We start from the raw sequence: 14,544 nt of genomic DNA, 5'->3' as shown, positions 1-14,544 counted from the left end.
GTGCGGTATCGGGGCCTTTTCGAACTCAGTTGCTCGGCGTGAGCACGGTGAAGCCCTGTTCCCTGAACAGCGCGCCGGCCTTGGCGGATTGCATGCACTTCAGGAAGGCCGTCGTATCCTTGTCCTTCGAATCGGCGGTCTGGGCAACCGGATAGATGATCGGCGGATGTGAATCCTCCGGGAAGGTGCCGACCACCTTTACGCCCTTTTCGGCGTGCGCGTCGGTGGCATAGACGATACCGAGGGCCGCCTCGCCGGTCGAAACCAGCTTGAGCGCCGCACGGACATTCTCGGCCTGCGCCACCTTGCCCTCGACCGAGGACCAGACGCCGAGCGATTCAAGCGCCGCCTTGCCGTATTTGCCGGCCGGTACGGCCTTGAAGTCGCCCATGGCGAGCTTGCCGTCGCCGACAATTTTGGCGAGGTCGAAACCCTTTTCGATCTTGGCCTCGACCGTCGAATCCTTCGGCGCCACCAGCACGATCTGGTTGCCGAGCAACTTCACTTCGGTATCGGGCTTGGTCAGCTTCTTGTCGGAGAGATATTTCATCCAGTCGAGATCGGCCGAGATGAAGACGTCGGCCGGTGCCCCGCTTTCGATCTGCTTGGCCAATGCCGAACTCGCGGCATAGGAGATCGTCGCGGCCTCACCGACATCGGCCTCGCAGGCCTTGTTGACGCCGTCGAGCGCGTCCTTGAGGCTGGCCGCGGCAAACACCACCACCTTGTCTTCGGCATGCGCCGCCGGTGCCATGGCCATCAGCGCCCCTGCGAAACCGCCAATGGCAATCGCCTTCAATCCAACACTCCTGCCCGTCATGAAACTCTCCCTGAAAATCCGATCGGCTCGATGTCCGCCACCGATATATCCACATGAATATAACAAGGGAAGACCCGGCACGCCCCGAAAGCATCTGTCCGGGTTCGATTGTTCTGCTAAGACCGTCCGGAAGCGGAAAAGGAGACACCCGTCCGCATCGACATCGGCGGCGGCGCCATCGTCAGCGCCTCGATCACCAACGAAGCCGTCGCCGATCTCAAGCTCGAAAAGGGCAAGCAGGCGTATGCCGTGGTCAAGGCCTCGGACGTGATGGTCGGCATCGACTGAAAAGCCGCGGCTCAGACCGCGATGGGCGCCTTGATCGACGCATCGGCGGCATAGTTCTCCAGCCGGAAATCCTCGAAGCGGAAGGCGAACAGGTCCTTCACGTCCGGATTGATCCACATCGTCGGCAGCGCCCTCGGCGTGCGCTGCAACTGTTCGCGCGCCTGCTCGAAATGGTTCGAGTAGAGATGCGCGTCGCCGAGCGTGTGGACGAAATCGCCCGGCTTCAGCCCGGTCACCTGCGCCACCATGAGCGTCAGCAGTGCGTAGGACGCGATGTTGAACGGCACGCCGAGGAAGATGTCGGCGGAGCGCTGGTAGAGCTGGCAGGAAAGCCGGCCCTCGGACACGTAGAACTGGAACAGGCAGTGGCAAGGCGGCAGCGCCATGGCTTCCACCTCGGCGGGATTCCAGGCTGAGACGATCAGTCGCCGCGATTGAGGATTGCGGCGGATCTCCTTGAGAAGATTGGCGATCTGGTCGATCGAGCCGCCATGGCCGTCCGGCCAGGACCGCCACTGCTTGCCGTAGACCGGACCGAGATCGCCATTCTCGTCGGCCCATTCGTCCCAGATCGAAACGCCGTGGTCGGTCAGGTACTTGATGTTGGTGTCGCCGGCCAGGAACCACAGGAGTTCATGGATGATCGACTTCAGGTGCAGCTTCTTGGTGGTGGTGAGGGGAAAGCCGCGCGCCAGATCGAAGCGCATCTGGTAACCGAAGACGGAGCGTGTGCCGGTCCCGGTGCGGTCGCCGCGATCGGCGCCGTTTTCCAGCACATGCTGCAAGAGGTCGAGATACTGGCGCATGGGTTCCGGCCCGATTCGAGATTTCTCCATCATAGCGCATGTGGGCGCGGGCGCCACGCTTGTCTGAAGTTCTTTCCCAACCCAAGCGGAGACCGGATATTCGTTCAACGCGCGCTCGGGCGAACCGGAAGCGCGGAAAATCGCAAGCCGGCCGCCCGAATGGAGTGACCAAAAGGTCTTAGAGGGAGCCGAGCTTGCCCAGATCCTTGGCCACCAGATAGTAGAAGGTCACGCGGTTCTTGGTGTTGTCGGCGTGCATCGCCTTGCAGGTCTTCTCGATCGCGGCGTCGGCCTTCGCCCCGTCGGTGACGCCGAGCTTCTTGGCCACCCAGCTCTCCTTGACCCGCCCCAATTCCTTCGGGTCCGTGCAGGATACCAGCGAGGAGTCGCGATTCCTCAGCGCAATGCCCAGATGCTTGACGATCTTTTCGACCGCATCGGCGTTTGCCGCGGCGTCATACTTCTTCACATCCGCAAGATAGTCGGCCATCAAAATTCCCCTCGTCGGCGCCACGGATCCGATCGATGAGGGCTGTGGCGCGCTTCGCAACTTGTGCGCTAGATCGCTAACTCCTCACCGCTCGCAAAGCTTCGGTTGAGACCGCGCCCAAGTCAACCCTCGGCGTCGCGATTTGACACAGGGACAAAGCATCATTGCGGCCTTTCATTTCCGCCAAACGCGCCCTATATTCGTTTTGTCGGCTTGACCGACTATGGCGATAAATGGGCGATGAAATAAGCCGTTCGGACCCGGGGGCGGTACCCGGCGCCTCCACCAAAAGCCGCTGTTGACGATAGGGCGGTTTTTGCTGGGGGCGAAATAGGATCGACGAAGGTGTAAAGATCGTACTTTTGCCCGGCATTGTACCACCGTCATCGGGCTAAACTTATAGTTGCCAACGACAACTATGCGGAAGCACGTCTCGCTGCTTAATGCAGTGCGATAGCTTCAAATCAAGCCCTAGGGGTTCGCACTTCTAGGCGGGGTTCGGAGGTACCTGGCAACAGAAACCTCCACTTCTCCCCTTCAATTTGCGTCACGCACAACGGCTCCTGCCGTCAAGACTTCGCACGTTCCCCAGGCCGCGAAGCCGCTGCGTCGCGTGCCCTTTTTCCATGGACAAAAATGCAAAACGATGCCGATCGATTTTTCGTGCTGACCGGCGGCCCGGGCTCCGGCAAGACCACCTTGATCGAAGCCTTGCGGCAGGCGGGCTTTGCGACATCTGTGGAGGCCGGACGCGGCATCATCCGCGACCAATCCGCCATTGGCGGAACCGCCCTGCCCTGGAGCGATCGCGCATTGTTCGCCGAACTGATGCTGTCTTGGGAGATGCGCTCGTATCGTGCGGCCGCCGAGTTGGCAGGGCCGGTCTTCTTTGACCGCGGCGTGCCGGACACGATCGGCTATCTCAGACTCTGCGGCCTGCCGGTACCGGGTCACCTCACCAGCGCCGCCATGGAATTCCGCTATGCGCGTCGCGTCTTCGTCGCCCCGCATGGCCGGAAATCTTCACCCAGGACGAAGAACGCAAGCAAACGCTCGACGAGGCCGAGCGCACTTATCAATCAGTGGCAGGCGTCTATGCGGACCTCGGCTACGAATTGGTGACCTTGCCGCTTGCGTCAGTCGAGGAGCGCATGCGCTTCCTCCTCGACGCTGCCGGATTGCCGCTGACATAGAGCGGCCGGTCCGGTCCGGCCCTTCATGCGCGCCCTGTCGGAACCAGGCAACGCCTTGTAGATTGAACCGGCATCTTTGAGGTTGGAAACATGGCGCTCAAGCGAATGGACAATGTAGGAATCGTCGTCGAGGATCTCGGAGGGGCGATCGATTTCTTTCGCGAACTCGGCCTCGAGTTCGAAGGGCGGGCCACGATCGAAGGAGAATGGGCCGGGCGTGTCACCGGGCTGGGCGATCAGCATGTCGAGATTGCCATGATGCGCACACCGGACGGCCACAGCCGGCTGGAGCTCTCCCGCTTCCTCACGCCGCCTGTCGTCGCGGACCACCGGAAAGCCCCGGTCAATGCGCTGGGCTACCTCCGCGTCATGTTCACCGTGGACGATATCGACGATACGCTTGAAAGGCTCCGCACGCGCGGCGCACAGCTCGTGGGCGAAGTGGTCGACTACAAGGACGTGTATCGGCTCTGCTACATTCGTGGGCCTGAAGGGCTTCTCATCGGCCTCGCCCAGGAACTCAGTTGAGCGCGTCAGCCGCCAGAGAGCAGTAGTGAGCCCCGGGCAACGCCGGGTTTGCGCCGGATTAACGACCGCAGCTCGTCGCGTGCGCGGCCTTCGACATTAAAAAGGCCGGGATCGACCCGGCCTTTCCTGGTTCACAGAGGATTGTCTATTCCGCCGGCGCTTCGACGGCTTGCCGCGAACGGCCAAGCGTGACCTTCGCCAGTGCGAACGATATCACCGCGCAGAGCGTGATGCCGGCGACCATCGGCAGCGGCGTGCCGTCGAAGAACACACCGGCAACGCCCATGGCGAGCGCGCCGATGGCAAAATGCAGCGTGCCCATCAGCGCCGACGCCGTGCCGGCGATCTCGCCATGCTCTTCCATGGCCAGCACCGAGGTGGTCGGGATGACAAGCCCGAGGAAGCCGTAGCCGACGAACAGCAGGGCCGCCATCACATCGAGCCGGTCGACCCCGGTCGCCATGATGGCGAACAGCGCCACCATCGTCGTGGCATAGCCGGTCACCGCCACCCACACCACGCGCTTCAGCCCGAACCGTTCCGAAAGCAGGCCCGTCAGCTGCGACATGCCGATGAAGGCAACCGCGTTGATCGAGAAGAACAGGCTGTAGACCGAAGGCGACAGCCCGTAATGGTCGATCAGGATGAAGGACGAACTCGACAGATAGACAAAGAAGCTCGCAATGCCGAAGCCGGCGATTGCCACCAGGCCAAGGAAATTACGGTCGCCCATCAGGAAACGGTAGCCGGCAAGCGCGGTACCGAAGGAGGACCCGACGCGCTCTTCCGCCGGCCGCGTCTCCTTGAGCGAGGTCGCGAGCAGGATGGTGGCAAGCACCGCCGCGCCGGTCACCGTCCAGAACACGGCGCGCCAGCCGAAATTCTCGATGATCTGGCTGCCGGTCAGCGGAGCCAGGATCGGCGACACCGAGAACACCAGCATCAGCAGCGACATCAGCTTGGCCGCCTCGTTGCCGGTGTGCAGGTCGCGCACGATGGCGCGCGGAATGGCCATGCCGGCACTGGCGCCAAGCCCCTGCAGGAAGCGGAAGGCGATCAGCCACTCGATGGTCGGCGCCATTGCCGAGCCGATGCCGCCGGCCATGAATAGCGCCAGGCCGCCATAGAGCGGCAGCTTGCGGCCGACCATGTCGGAGATCGGCCCGACGACGATCTGCCCGAACCCCATCGACAGGAAGAAGATCAAAAGGCTCATCTGCACGGCGGCGGTGCCGGCATGAAGATCGGTGCCGATCGACGGCAGCGCGGGCAGATACATGTCGATGGCGAACGGGCCGATGGCGGACAACAGGCCGAGCACGACCGCGATGCGGAGGAATTTGGGACTCATGATATTGGCTTCTTTCGAATCTGGTTGCCGCCGCCAGGCGACGTCTGACCCCAGGACGTTCCATCCCGTGGAGTTCCTACTCCCAGAGCGAATTTATTCATCCCTCTGGAGTGAAATCCCCTTATATCGTGTCCACAAATTTAGACACTCTTGTCCAAATCGTCAATCACCTCTATATAGATTTTCATGAGACCGGGCGTTTCTCCTGACACTTTCCCGCCACGCGGCCATGAGGCCAAGCGCATGTCGATAGTCGACGCCGCTGCCGGCGTGTTTTGTCGCGAGGGTTTCGCCGGCGCCAATATCGACTTGATCGCGGCAGAGGCCGGCGTCTCACGCCAGACTGTCTACAACCACCATCGCGACAAGGAAAAGCTGTTCATCGCCGTGGTGCGCGACCTGACCGAGCGCTGCAACGCCGGCATCTTCGCCACCATCGCCACCTTCCCCGATCAGCCCGGCGACCTTGAAGCCGATCTGATCGGTTTTGCCGTGCGCCTGAACCAGAATTGTATCTGCAACCGTGACGGAAAATTCCTGCGCAAGCTGATCCAGACCGAGGGCGAACGCTATCCCGAACTGTTTGCCGAATGGCGCGAACAGGGACCCGGCCGGACATGGCCGGCAATCGCCGCCCGCTTCGCCCGCCTCGCCTATGGCGGCCATCTCGCGATCGAGGATCCCGACGTGGCGGCGCGCCAGTTCCTCGGCCTCGTCAATGCCGAATTGCAGACTACCTTCATGCTCGGCGGCACGCCGCGCGAGGACGAGGTGGTGCAATCGGCGACAAACGGCGTGCGCACTTTCCTGCGCGCTTTCGGCAAGCGCCCTTCCCTGACCGGCGTGAAAAAACACACTGCGCTGGCTAACGCATAACATTTGCGGTTGCCGCGAAGCCGCCTTGCCGATCAAATCGTTGGCAATAGTCCTCGCTTCGGCGCGGCGGCGGTCTATATCAGGTTTACGCCGCCCTCAAGCTTGATTACAGCTATGCGGACGATTCAACGGAACCCGACCAACTCATGGCCGACGACCACATCCGCTACGACATTCTGGCCCAGGAGGCGTTGCGCGGCGTCATGCGCAAGGTCCTGGCCGAGGTCGCGCGCACCGGCCTCCCCGGCAACCATCATTTCTTCATCACCTTCCTGACCGGTGCGCCGGGTGTGCGCGTCTCGTCGCGCCTGCGCGAGCGCTATCCCGAGCAGATGACCATCGTCATCCAGTTCCAGTATTGGGACCTGAAGGTCACCGACACAGGATTCGAGGTTGGGCTCTCCTTCTCCGACGTGCCGGAGAAACTCGAGATCCCGTTCTCGGCGGTGCGCGGCTTCTACGATCCCTCGGTCAATTTCGAACTCGAGTTCGACGTCAAGACCGATGCGCAGCCCGACGAGGAACCGGCCGCACCGGCGCCCGAGCCGCTGGCCATCGTCTCCGAGAAGAAGCCGAAGGCCGAGAAGAAGGCCGCCGCCGAAGCGGAGAAGAAGCCCGCCGCCGATGCCGGCACCAAAGGCGCCGAAGTGGTCTCGCTCGACGCCTTCCGCAAGAAATAGGCTCGCGGCTCCCGCCATGGCCGACATCGTCAACCTTCGTCAGCTCCGCAAACAGAAGGCGCGGGCCGACAAGGAACGGGCGGCCAGCCAGAATCGCGCCTTGCACGGCCGCACCAAGGCCGAAAAGCAACGCGACCGCCTCATCGCCGACAAGAGCGAAAGGTTTGTCGCGGGTCATCACCGCGAAAAACCGGGCGAACCGGGCGATCCCAGTGACGGTCAATGAGCCCCGTCGAAAAACGCTCGGTGACCATACGCGGCCATCGCACCAGCTATTCCCTCGAAAAGCCTTTCCATGACGATCTCGTCGCGATGGCGGCGGCAAGGAAGCTGACGCTCGCCGCCCTTGTCGCCGAAGTCGACGAAACGCGGCCCCGCGACACCAACCTGTCCTCCGCGCTCAGGCTGCATGTCCTGGAGTGGGCGAAGCGCGGCGGCGGCGAGATTTAAGAAGAAGTCGTGCGCTCCAACAGCCCGGCGGTCGCCACCACCACCGCTATCGCGGCGACGAGCGGCACTCGGGCATCCCTGGTGAAATGCCTGAGATGACCGTCTGGTTTTTGCGGCACGGTCAAGACCCCACGCCCCGCCATCAGGCAATCCGACTACCAGCGGCTGTCGGAATTCCGCTATCTGATCCGCCGCTTCCTCGAATTCAGCCAGGTGCAGGCCGAGGACGCCGGCCTGACCCCGCGCCAGCATCAGGCGCTGCTGGCGATCAAGGGATATCCGGGCGGCGGGCCAGTGACGGTCGGCGACCTCGCGGAACGCCTGCGCATCCGCCACCACAGCGCCGTCGAACTGGTCAACCGCCTCGGTGAGGCAGGACTGGTCACACGCGACCAGGATAAGGACGACCACCGCCGCGTGCTGTTGCGGCTGACCGAACGCGCCGACGATTGCCTGGCCGAGCTCTCTGCCGCGCATCTCGACGAGCTCTCGCGCATCGAACCCATGCTGCGGCGCCTGCTCGACCGGGGCCAGGACTGACACCCGGCGGCTGCGCGGGCCTATATCGAACTATTTTTTCGAAATCCGAATCCTTTGGCCTGGCCGCGGCGTCTTGGACAGACGACAGCCAAGGGAGCCGATGCGATGAAACATCATTTGATACGCTACAAAACGAAGCCGGACCGGGCGGACGAGAACGAGCGCCTGGTCAAGGCTGTGTTCGAGGAACTGCGCGGCAAATCGCCGGAAGGCGTTCGGTACATGACCTGGCGCTCCGGCGACGGCACTTTCGTCCATCTCGTCGAGATCGAAACCGACGAGCATGCCGACATCATCCCCCGGCTTGCCGCTTTCGAGGCCTTCCAAAACGGCATCAGGGATCGCTGCATCGACCCCCCGCATCGTGACGTGATGACAGTGGTGGGCCATTATCGGATGTTGGACGAGCAACCTGAATAGAACATGTCAAGAACGGCCGGTGCATGAACAGTCCAGGCGAGATCCCAGGGTCTTTCGACCGCTTGTTCGGCGAATTGCGCCCCAAACTGCATCGCTATTGCGCCCGCATGACAGGCTCGGTCTTCGATGGCGAGGATGTCTTGCAAGAGGCGCTGGCCAAGGCATTCGAGGCCTTGCCCAACGCCGGCCTGATCGCCAATCCCGAAGGCTGGCTGTTTCGCATCGCGCACAATACGGCGCTCGACTTTTTGCGCCGCCGCGCCCGTGAGAAGACGTTCTACGAGGAGGAGCCGGACATGATCGCCGACCCGGCAAATTCGATCGCCGAACGGCAGGCCGCGGCAGCCGGATTGCACAGTTTCATGCGCCTTCCCGTCGCGCAGCGAAGCAGCGTCATCATGATGGATGTTCTGGGCTATTCGCTGCGGGAGATCAGCACCACGCTCGACACCAGCATCCCCGCGGTCAAGGCCGCGCTGCATCGCGGCCGAGGCCGGTTGCGTGAGATGGCCGACGAACAGGACGATCGTCCTGTTCCCAGGCTGAGTGAATCGGAGCGCCTGTTGCTCGACGCCTATGTCGATCGCTTCAACGCCCGCGATTTCGACGCCGTGCGGGACATGCTGGCCGATGAAGTACGCTTGGAACTGGTGGCCAGGGCAAGGCTCAGCGGCCCCAAGGAGGTGGCAACCTATTTCGGCAATTATTCCCGGGTGCGGGACTGGCATTTCCAGCCTGGTTTCGTCGAAGGCCGTCCGGCAATCCTCGTGCGCGATCCCAACGACCCGACGGCAGCGCCGGCATACTTCATCCTGCTGGGTTGGCAGGGCGGCAAGCTTGCCGCTATCCGCGATTTCCGCCACGCCAGATACATCGCTGACGGCGCCGAAACATTTGTTCTTTGAGGCGAGACCTCGGGGCAAGGGACCGGAACTCCCTACTCCAGCGACTTCAACAGATTGTCGACCGTGAATGGATTGGCTTTCGGCTTGGCCGGAGGCGGATTGTCGTTGGCGGGCGACTGTTCGGCCTTGGGCGCCTGTTGCGCCGCCTTGCGCTCGGCTTCGAGCCTGGCTTTTTCCTGGGAGGCAATGCGCATTGCCTCCTCCGCCTTCTGGCGCTCCTGCTCGGCCTGCGCCTTGGCCGCTTCGTCGGCTGCCTGCTGTTCCGCCGCCGCCTTGGCCTCCGCATCGGCCTTGGCTTTCGCGTCCGCGTCCGCCTTGGCTTTCGCTTCCGCTTCGGCCTTGGCTTTCGCGTCCGCGTCCGCCTTGGCTTTCGCTTCCGCTTCGGCCTTGGCTTTCGCATCCGCTTCGGCCTTTGCCTTGGCATCCGCTTCAGCCTGGGCCTGAGCGTCGGCTTCCGCTTTCGCCTTGGCGTCGGCCTCCGCTTTCAGGCGCGCCGCTTCCTCCTGTTGGCGCAGTTCCTCAGCGGCCTTGTCGCGGGCATCCTGAAGTGCCGCGTAGTAGCGCACCTCGCGCCGCAGCCGCTGTTTCTCGAGCAGCGCGGCCTGCATCGCCTCGACGCGCTGCTGTTCTTTTTCCAGCGCGCGCTGGGTCAGGAACTGCGCCAGCGGCTCGCTGTCGAACTGCCGTTTCACGGCGCCGAACGGCCCCTCGGCGGTGAAATTCACGGCCGGCTCGGAGCCGACCAGCGCTTCGTCGCCGGGCCGATAGGTGACCGCGCCCTTGGCCGAAACCGTGCTGGCATTGAGGTCGGCCGTGATGTCGGCCGACAAGGTCGCCGCCGGATTTTCGAGGCTGATCGGCGGCGCCCTGAGCGTGCCGCCGGCAATCGTGAAGGCGATCTGGGCGTCCTTTGCGGCGAAGCTGCCGTCGGCGGCGATGTCAGGCGCGAAGCCGGCGGTCTTGGCAGCGTCGATATCGCGGCCGATCGCATCCGCCTTGGCGAGGAATGCGCCGAAGGCATCGGGATTGACGCCGGCGATTTGCAAACCCTTCAGCGCCGCCGTGCCGGAACCAGACAGGGCGGCGATCATCGCGTCGACGGATTTGCCGCTGGTCGACAGCGTCGTCGAGAAATCGCCGGTGCCGCCGATGCCCGCGTCCGGCAAGACGCTTGCCAGATCGGCACCCGCGAGTTTCATCTGTCCGGTGAAAAGTCCCGTGCCCTCATTGTTCTTCAACTCGAACAGGCCGGTCAGCGCCCCGCCGAGGGATTTGGCCTTGAGATCGGCCACTCGAATGCCGTCCGGGTCGAGCTTGAGCGAGAAGGCCGCGTCATAGGCGGTGGCGAGCGGGCCGGCGGCCAGCGAAGCCGTGGTCAGGTCGAGATCGGCGGTGAACGGCAGGCTGGACTTCTGGCTGAACGGCGCCGACGGCCACGCACCGCTTTTGTCACTTTTGTCGGCCCCGTTCTTGTCCGCGAGAAAAGCGGAATCGCCGAACAGCGCCACCGCCATCGGATCAAGGTCGAGTTCGTCGAGTGCCAGCGCGCCGGCCAGATGCGGCACGCCGTCCTTGCCGTCCACGCTCTGCTTCACATCGAGGTTGATGTCGCCGGACACGGCCGCCTCGTTGATGGCGCCGCTGAGCCCGGAGAGCACCAGCAGGCCGTTGCCATAATCGGCCTGCGCGGCCAGCGATGTCGACATGCCGGCTCCCATGCCGGGCAGGCCGATGCCCGTCGTCATCAGCCATGGCTCGATGTCGGAGGCGTCGAGGGTGACCTTGCCCTTCGCCGTCGGACCTTGCGGCGTGTCGGCGACCGTTCCCTCGAAGCCGGCCTTGAAGTCGTTGCCGGCAAGGCTGAAGCTCGTCGTCAGGCCGCCGCCGAACGTGCCCTTGGCCTGGATATCGGTTCTAGCCTCGCCCAGCATGCCGAGCGGCAGCGCCGGCAGGCCGTAGAGCGCCAGCAAGGCGGTTGCGTCCGGGTTCCTGGCATTGAAAGTCAGTGTCAACGGCGCGTCGGCAAGCTTGTCCACCGCGCCCTTCCCCGACAGCGACGCCGAAAACGCCGAGCCGCCGGCCTTGCCTTGCCCGCTCATCGCCAGGCCCGTGGAGCCGTCGCCATTGTCGGCGGCACTGGCCACGAGGTCGATGCGCGCATCCTGGAACAGGTCGGGATAAGCGGCGGCGCGGCCCGCGAGCCCCTTCAGCACGGCATTATCAGGATAATGCTGCGCGGCGACGTCGATCAGTGGTTTCAGGTCGACAGCGACCACCGAGGCGTCGAGCTTGCCGGTCGGGCTCGCCGGAAAATCCTTGATCCGGCCGGTGGCGCTGATCGAGGCGCCGGCCAGCCCGCCAACCGACAGCCGGTCGATTTCGAGCAGCCCGTCCCGCAGCCTGAGTGCGGTATCGACCGTGTCGGCGGTCAGGCCGCCGGCGCTGACCGGCCCGGCCTTGATCTGGAAATCGAGGTCGCTGCTGGCAAAGCGGTTGGCGCCCTTGTCGCTGACGAAGATCGAGGCGAAGGCCGCCAGCCCGTCCACATCGAGTTCGCCGCCCTCGAGCCGCATCAGCACCGAGGGCTTTGCGTCGTCGGGCTGGCTGGAATCGATGCGGCCGGAAAACTTCGCCTTGCCCAGGATCAATTCGAGATCGCTGAAGGATTGATGGTTTTGCGAGAGATCGACCTTGGCTTTGAAACCGGCGGCAGGCAGACGGCGGATCGCCTCGTCGACATCCTTCGACAGCCACGCCGCAAAACCCGAAGGTTGCGCCACCGCCAGCAGCAACGAGCCGGTGAAGCCGAAATGGCCCTCCACGTTGAGCATGACCTTGCCATCGGCTTCCAGCTTGGTGCGGCCCGGCAAGGTCGCGGCGAGCGATTTCACCGACCAACCGTCATCGACCGGCTCGGCGGAAAGGTGAACATCGCGCACCGTCGTGTCGCCGGCCACCACCGCCGGCAGCTTGACCTCGACCGTGCCGGGAATGGTCGGCTTCGGCAGATCGAGCAGCGCCTGTTCCAGCCCCGCGATACGCTGGTCCAGCGTCAGGCCCGCGCCGGCCGGCGCACCCACCGCCTCGTCGAACTGCACCTGCGCGCCATTGGCCTCGATGGCGAAGCTCGGTTTCTGACCGAGATCGACCGAGGCCTTGCCGTCGGCGGTATAGGGATTGTCCAGCGGCCCGGTCTCGAAACGGAATTCGTCGACGCCAAGCTTCTGGTGATCGAGCGAGAACTTGCCGTTCAGCCGAAAGCCCGGATCGGGCTTGCCGGCGCTGACCTTGACCGTCTCGCCATCCGTGCCGCGCAGCTCGGCTGAATTCTTGTCGGCGCCCGAAATCTTGAACTGGCCGGAATAGACGGCCGCACCGTTGACGATGCCCGCATTGCCGTCGGTCTCGATGACCAGCGGATAGGCATCGGGGTCCGCCTTCAGCCGAAGCCGCAACTGCCCGGAAGGTTCGGCCTTGCCGGTCGAGGCCGCGACCGTGGTGCGCAAGCCGTCGAGACGCAACGTGCCGTCCATGCGCCACGGACCGGCCAGCGATTTGGCCGAAATGGTCGAGTTGATCTCGGAGAAGATGTGGCTGCGGCCGCCGGCGGCATGGCGCAGTTCGATCTGCCCTTCCGTCACCGTCAGTTTCTCGATCGAGACCTGTCCGGGATCGAAGGGCGAAGACGGGCGCATCGCCCAGTCGACGGTACCATTGGCGGCGATATCTATGATTGCCTTCGGCCGCACCAGCCGCATGTCGAAAATCAGCACTTCGCCGCGCAGGAAGGGCGCGAGTTCCGCATCCATCGAAAACGTCTCTACGGTCATGGCCGGCTGGCCGTTGGGGCCGCCGGCGACGGCGACGTTGGAAAAGGTCACCGAGGGAAACGGCAACAGCCTCGCCGTGGCGTCGCCCTGCACGGTCACCTTGCGGCCAAGGATGGCGCTTGCCTCGCGCTCGAACTCGGCGCGGTAGCCGGTCCAGTCGACAAAATACGGCACCACCAGCGCCGCGCACAGCACCAGCACGAACAAGCCACCGAAGATCACGAACAAGCGTGCGAGCATCAGCTCCGAACAGGTTGATTGAAATTCTGCCGCACTCTACCCGCATCCGCGTGTCGATAAAGAGGCAAATCATCCCGTGTTGCGTCCTGCCGGACGATCTGAAACAAATCCTGGAAAAAGCGGAGATTCTCGGATGTCGGGCAAGAACTGGGACCGTGTGCCGATTGATGCGCAGAGCGTCGATGCCCCGCTTTCGCAATCGGCGATTTTCCTTGTCGTCACCGTCGCCGGCGAACAGCCGGCCCTGGCCAGGGTGTCCTCCGTGCTCGGCGAACTCGACGACCTGGTCAAGACCGTCGGATTCCGCGACCTTGGCGGGCGCCTGTCGTGCATTGCCGGCATCGGCAGCGATCTCTGGAATCGGCTCAGCCCCGGCCGCCGGCCGCTGGAGCTGAAGCCGTTCGCGCCGATCAAGGGCGCGGTCCATTCGGCGCCAACGACACCGGGCGACCTGCTCTTCCACATTCGCGCCGAGCGGCCCGACATGTGCTTCGAATTCGAACGTATCCTGCTCGACAGGCTTGGTCCCGGTGTGACCGTCGTCGACGAAGTGACGGGCTTTCGCTATTTCGACGCCCGCGACCTGCTCGGCTTCGTCGACGGCACCGCCAACCCGGCCGGCCTTGACTTGCCCGCCTCGGCGCTGGTCGGTGACGAGGATGCCGATTTTGCCGGCGGCAGCTATGTCGTGGTCCAGAAATATTTGCACGACATGCAGGCCTGGGCGCGCATTCCGACGCCCGAGCAGGAGGCGATCATCGGCCGCACCAAGATCGACAACATCGAAATCGATGACGACGACGCGCCGCGCAAATCGCACAAGTCGCTGGCCACCATTGAGGATGCCGACGGCAATGAATACGATATATTGCGCGACAACATGCCATTCGGCAGGCCCGGGCAGAACGAGTTCGGAACCTATTTCATCGGCTACAGCAGATATCTCTGGGTCACCGAGAAAATGCTGCAGCGCATGTATGTCGGCGATCCGCCCGGCGCCTATGACCGGCTGCTCGACGTCTCGACGCCGCACACCGGCACGACCTTCTTCGCCCCGACCCGTCCCATGCTGCAGACGCTTGTGCAGGCGAAGTAAGAGAAGCTTTGTCGCTGCGCGGTAGAGCGTC

At 63.6% G+C, this 14,544-nt stretch carries 15 protein-coding genes, 1 other RNA gene and 2 pseudogenes; 12 read left to right on the top strand and 6 right to left on the bottom strand.

The annotated features are described in order from the left end of the window. Nucleotides 1-25: 25 nt before the first annotated feature. Nucleotides 26-820 carry a molybdate ABC transporter substrate-binding protein gene (gene modA, locus EJ077_RS11570; RefSeq protein ID WP_208702070.1) on the bottom strand — a complete coding sequence of 265 codons (795 nt, stop codon included), beginning with the start codon at nt 818-820 and terminating at the stop codon, nt 26-28. 144 nt (nt 821-964) lie between these two features. On the opposite strand from modA, the pseudogene EJ077_RS11565 reads away from it, so the two are divergent. Then, nucleotides 965-1,108 (top strand): annotated as a pseudogene (locus EJ077_RS11565) (molybdopterin-binding protein); the annotation flags it as partial. 11 nt (nt 1,109-1,119) lie between these two features. Here the strand turns inward: EJ077_RS11565 and EJ077_RS11560 are convergent. Beyond that, on the bottom strand, nt 1,120-1,914 hold the full coding sequence (locus tag EJ077_RS11560) for a thymidylate synthase (protein WP_208702068.1): 795 nt from the start codon (nt 1,912-1,914) through the stop codon (nt 1,120-1,122). A gap of 178 nt (nt 1,915-2,092) precedes the next feature. Further along, on the bottom strand, nt 2,093-2,404 hold the full coding sequence (locus EJ077_RS11555; protein WP_127281000.1) for a DUF2853 family protein: 312 nt from the start codon (nt 2,402-2,404) through the stop codon (nt 2,093-2,095). Between the two features lie 168 nt (nt 2,405-2,572). Between EJ077_RS11555 and ssrA the strand changes: the two genes are divergently transcribed. From ssrA to EJ077_RS11540, 3 genes and pseudogenes are all read left to right on the top strand, one after another. Beyond that, nucleotides 2,573-2,933, top strand: a transfer-messenger RNA (tmRNA) gene (gene ssrA, locus EJ077_RS11550). 107 nt (nt 2,934-3,040) lie between these two features. Further along, nucleotides 3,041-3,597: pseudogene (locus tag EJ077_RS11545) on the top strand (AAA family ATPase). A 90-nt stretch (nt 3,598-3,687) separates the two neighbouring features. Next, on the top strand, nt 3,688-4,125 hold the full coding sequence (locus tag EJ077_RS11540; protein WP_127871650.1) for a VOC family protein: 438 nt from the start codon (nt 3,688-3,690) through the stop codon (nt 4,123-4,125). A gap of 145 nt (nt 4,126-4,270) precedes the next feature. Here EJ077_RS11540 and EJ077_RS11535 read toward each other — a convergent pair whose 3' ends face one another. After that, nucleotides 4,271-5,476 carry a multidrug effflux MFS transporter gene (locus EJ077_RS11535; protein WP_208702066.1) on the bottom strand — a complete coding sequence of 402 codons (1,206 nt, stop codon included), beginning with the start codon at nt 5,474-5,476 and terminating at the stop codon, nt 4,271-4,273. Between the two features lie 186 nt (nt 5,477-5,662). On the opposite strand from EJ077_RS11535, the gene EJ077_RS11530 reads away from it, so the two are divergent. The 4 genes from EJ077_RS11530 (at nt 5,663) to EJ077_RS11515 (ending at nt 7,482) form a co-directional block, all read left to right on the top strand. After that, the gene (locus tag EJ077_RS11530; protein ID WP_208702064.1) at nt 5,663-6,352 is read left to right on the top strand and encodes a TetR/AcrR family transcriptional regulator; all 690 of its coding nucleotides are present in this window, start codon (nt 5,663-5,665) and stop codon (nt 6,350-6,352) included. Between the two features lie 146 nt (nt 6,353-6,498). Then, nucleotides 6,499-7,032 carry an SspB family protein gene (locus EJ077_RS11525; protein WP_135866469.1) on the top strand — a complete coding sequence of 178 codons (534 nt, stop codon included), beginning with the start codon at nt 6,499-6,501 and terminating at the stop codon, nt 7,030-7,032. 16 nt (nt 7,033-7,048) lie between these two features. Continuing rightward, entirely contained in the window at nt 7,049-7,258 is a 210-nt protein-coding gene (locus EJ077_RS11520; RefSeq protein WP_208702062.1) for a DUF4169 family protein, read from the top strand. Continuing rightward, a complete protein-coding gene (locus EJ077_RS11515) occupies nt 7,255-7,482 on the top strand; it encodes a ribbon-helix-helix domain-containing protein (protein WP_135881886.1) in 228 nt (75 codons plus the stop codon). Before EJ077_RS11520 ends, EJ077_RS11515 begins: the two co-directional genes overlap by 4 nt. Here the strand turns inward: EJ077_RS11515 and EJ077_RS11510 are convergent. Then, nucleotides 7,479-7,625, bottom strand: a complete 147-nt coding sequence (locus EJ077_RS11510) for a hypothetical protein (protein WP_208702060.1) — start codon at nt 7,623-7,625, stop codon at nt 7,479-7,481. The two genes, EJ077_RS11515 and EJ077_RS11510, sit on opposite strands and share 4 nt — an antisense overlap. Between EJ077_RS11510 and EJ077_RS11505 the strand changes: the two genes are divergently transcribed. The 3 genes from EJ077_RS11505 to EJ077_RS11495 all read left to right on the top strand — a co-directional run bounded on the left by EJ077_RS11505 (nt 7,624) and on the right by EJ077_RS11495 (nt 9,347). Continuing rightward, nucleotides 7,624-8,022 carry a MarR family winged helix-turn-helix transcriptional regulator gene (locus EJ077_RS11505; protein WP_208702974.1) on the top strand — a complete coding sequence of 133 codons (399 nt, stop codon included), beginning with the start codon at nt 7,624-7,626 and terminating at the stop codon, nt 8,020-8,022. The genes EJ077_RS11510 and EJ077_RS11505 overlap by 2 nt on opposite strands. Before the next feature lie 105 nt (nt 8,023-8,127). Continuing rightward, a complete protein-coding gene (locus EJ077_RS11500; RefSeq protein WP_208702058.1) occupies nt 8,128-8,442 on the top strand; it encodes a hypothetical protein in 315 nt (104 codons plus the stop codon). A gap of 23 nt (nt 8,443-8,465) precedes the next feature. Further along, entirely contained in the window at nt 8,466-9,347 is an 882-nt protein-coding gene (locus tag EJ077_RS11495; RefSeq protein ID WP_208702056.1) for a sigma-70 family RNA polymerase sigma factor, read from the top strand. Nucleotides 9,348-9,379: 32 nt separating this feature from the next. Here EJ077_RS11495 and EJ077_RS11490 read toward each other — a convergent pair whose 3' ends face one another. Beyond that, nucleotides 9,380-13,417: an AsmA-like C-terminal region-containing protein gene (locus EJ077_RS11490; RefSeq protein WP_208702054.1), complete on the bottom strand. Its 4,038-nt coding sequence runs from the start codon at nt 13,415-13,417 to the stop codon at nt 9,380-9,382. A gap of 133 nt (nt 13,418-13,550) precedes the next feature. Here EJ077_RS11490 and EJ077_RS11485 point away from each other — a divergent pair, with 133 nt between their 5' ends. Further along, nucleotides 13,551-14,513, top strand: coding sequence for a Dyp-type peroxidase (locus EJ077_RS11485; RefSeq protein ID WP_208702052.1), 963 nt, complete (start codon nt 13,551-13,553; stop codon nt 14,511-14,513). The last annotated feature ends 31 nt before the right edge of the window (nt 14,514-14,544 follow it).

It is taken from the genome of Mesorhizobium sp. M8A.F.Ca.ET.057.01.1.1 (assembly GCF_003952565.1).
Taxonomy (GTDB): domain Bacteria; phylum Pseudomonadota; class Alphaproteobacteria; order Rhizobiales; family Rhizobiaceae; genus Mesorhizobium.
This window is presented reverse-complemented; position numbering and strand designations above follow the sequence as displayed.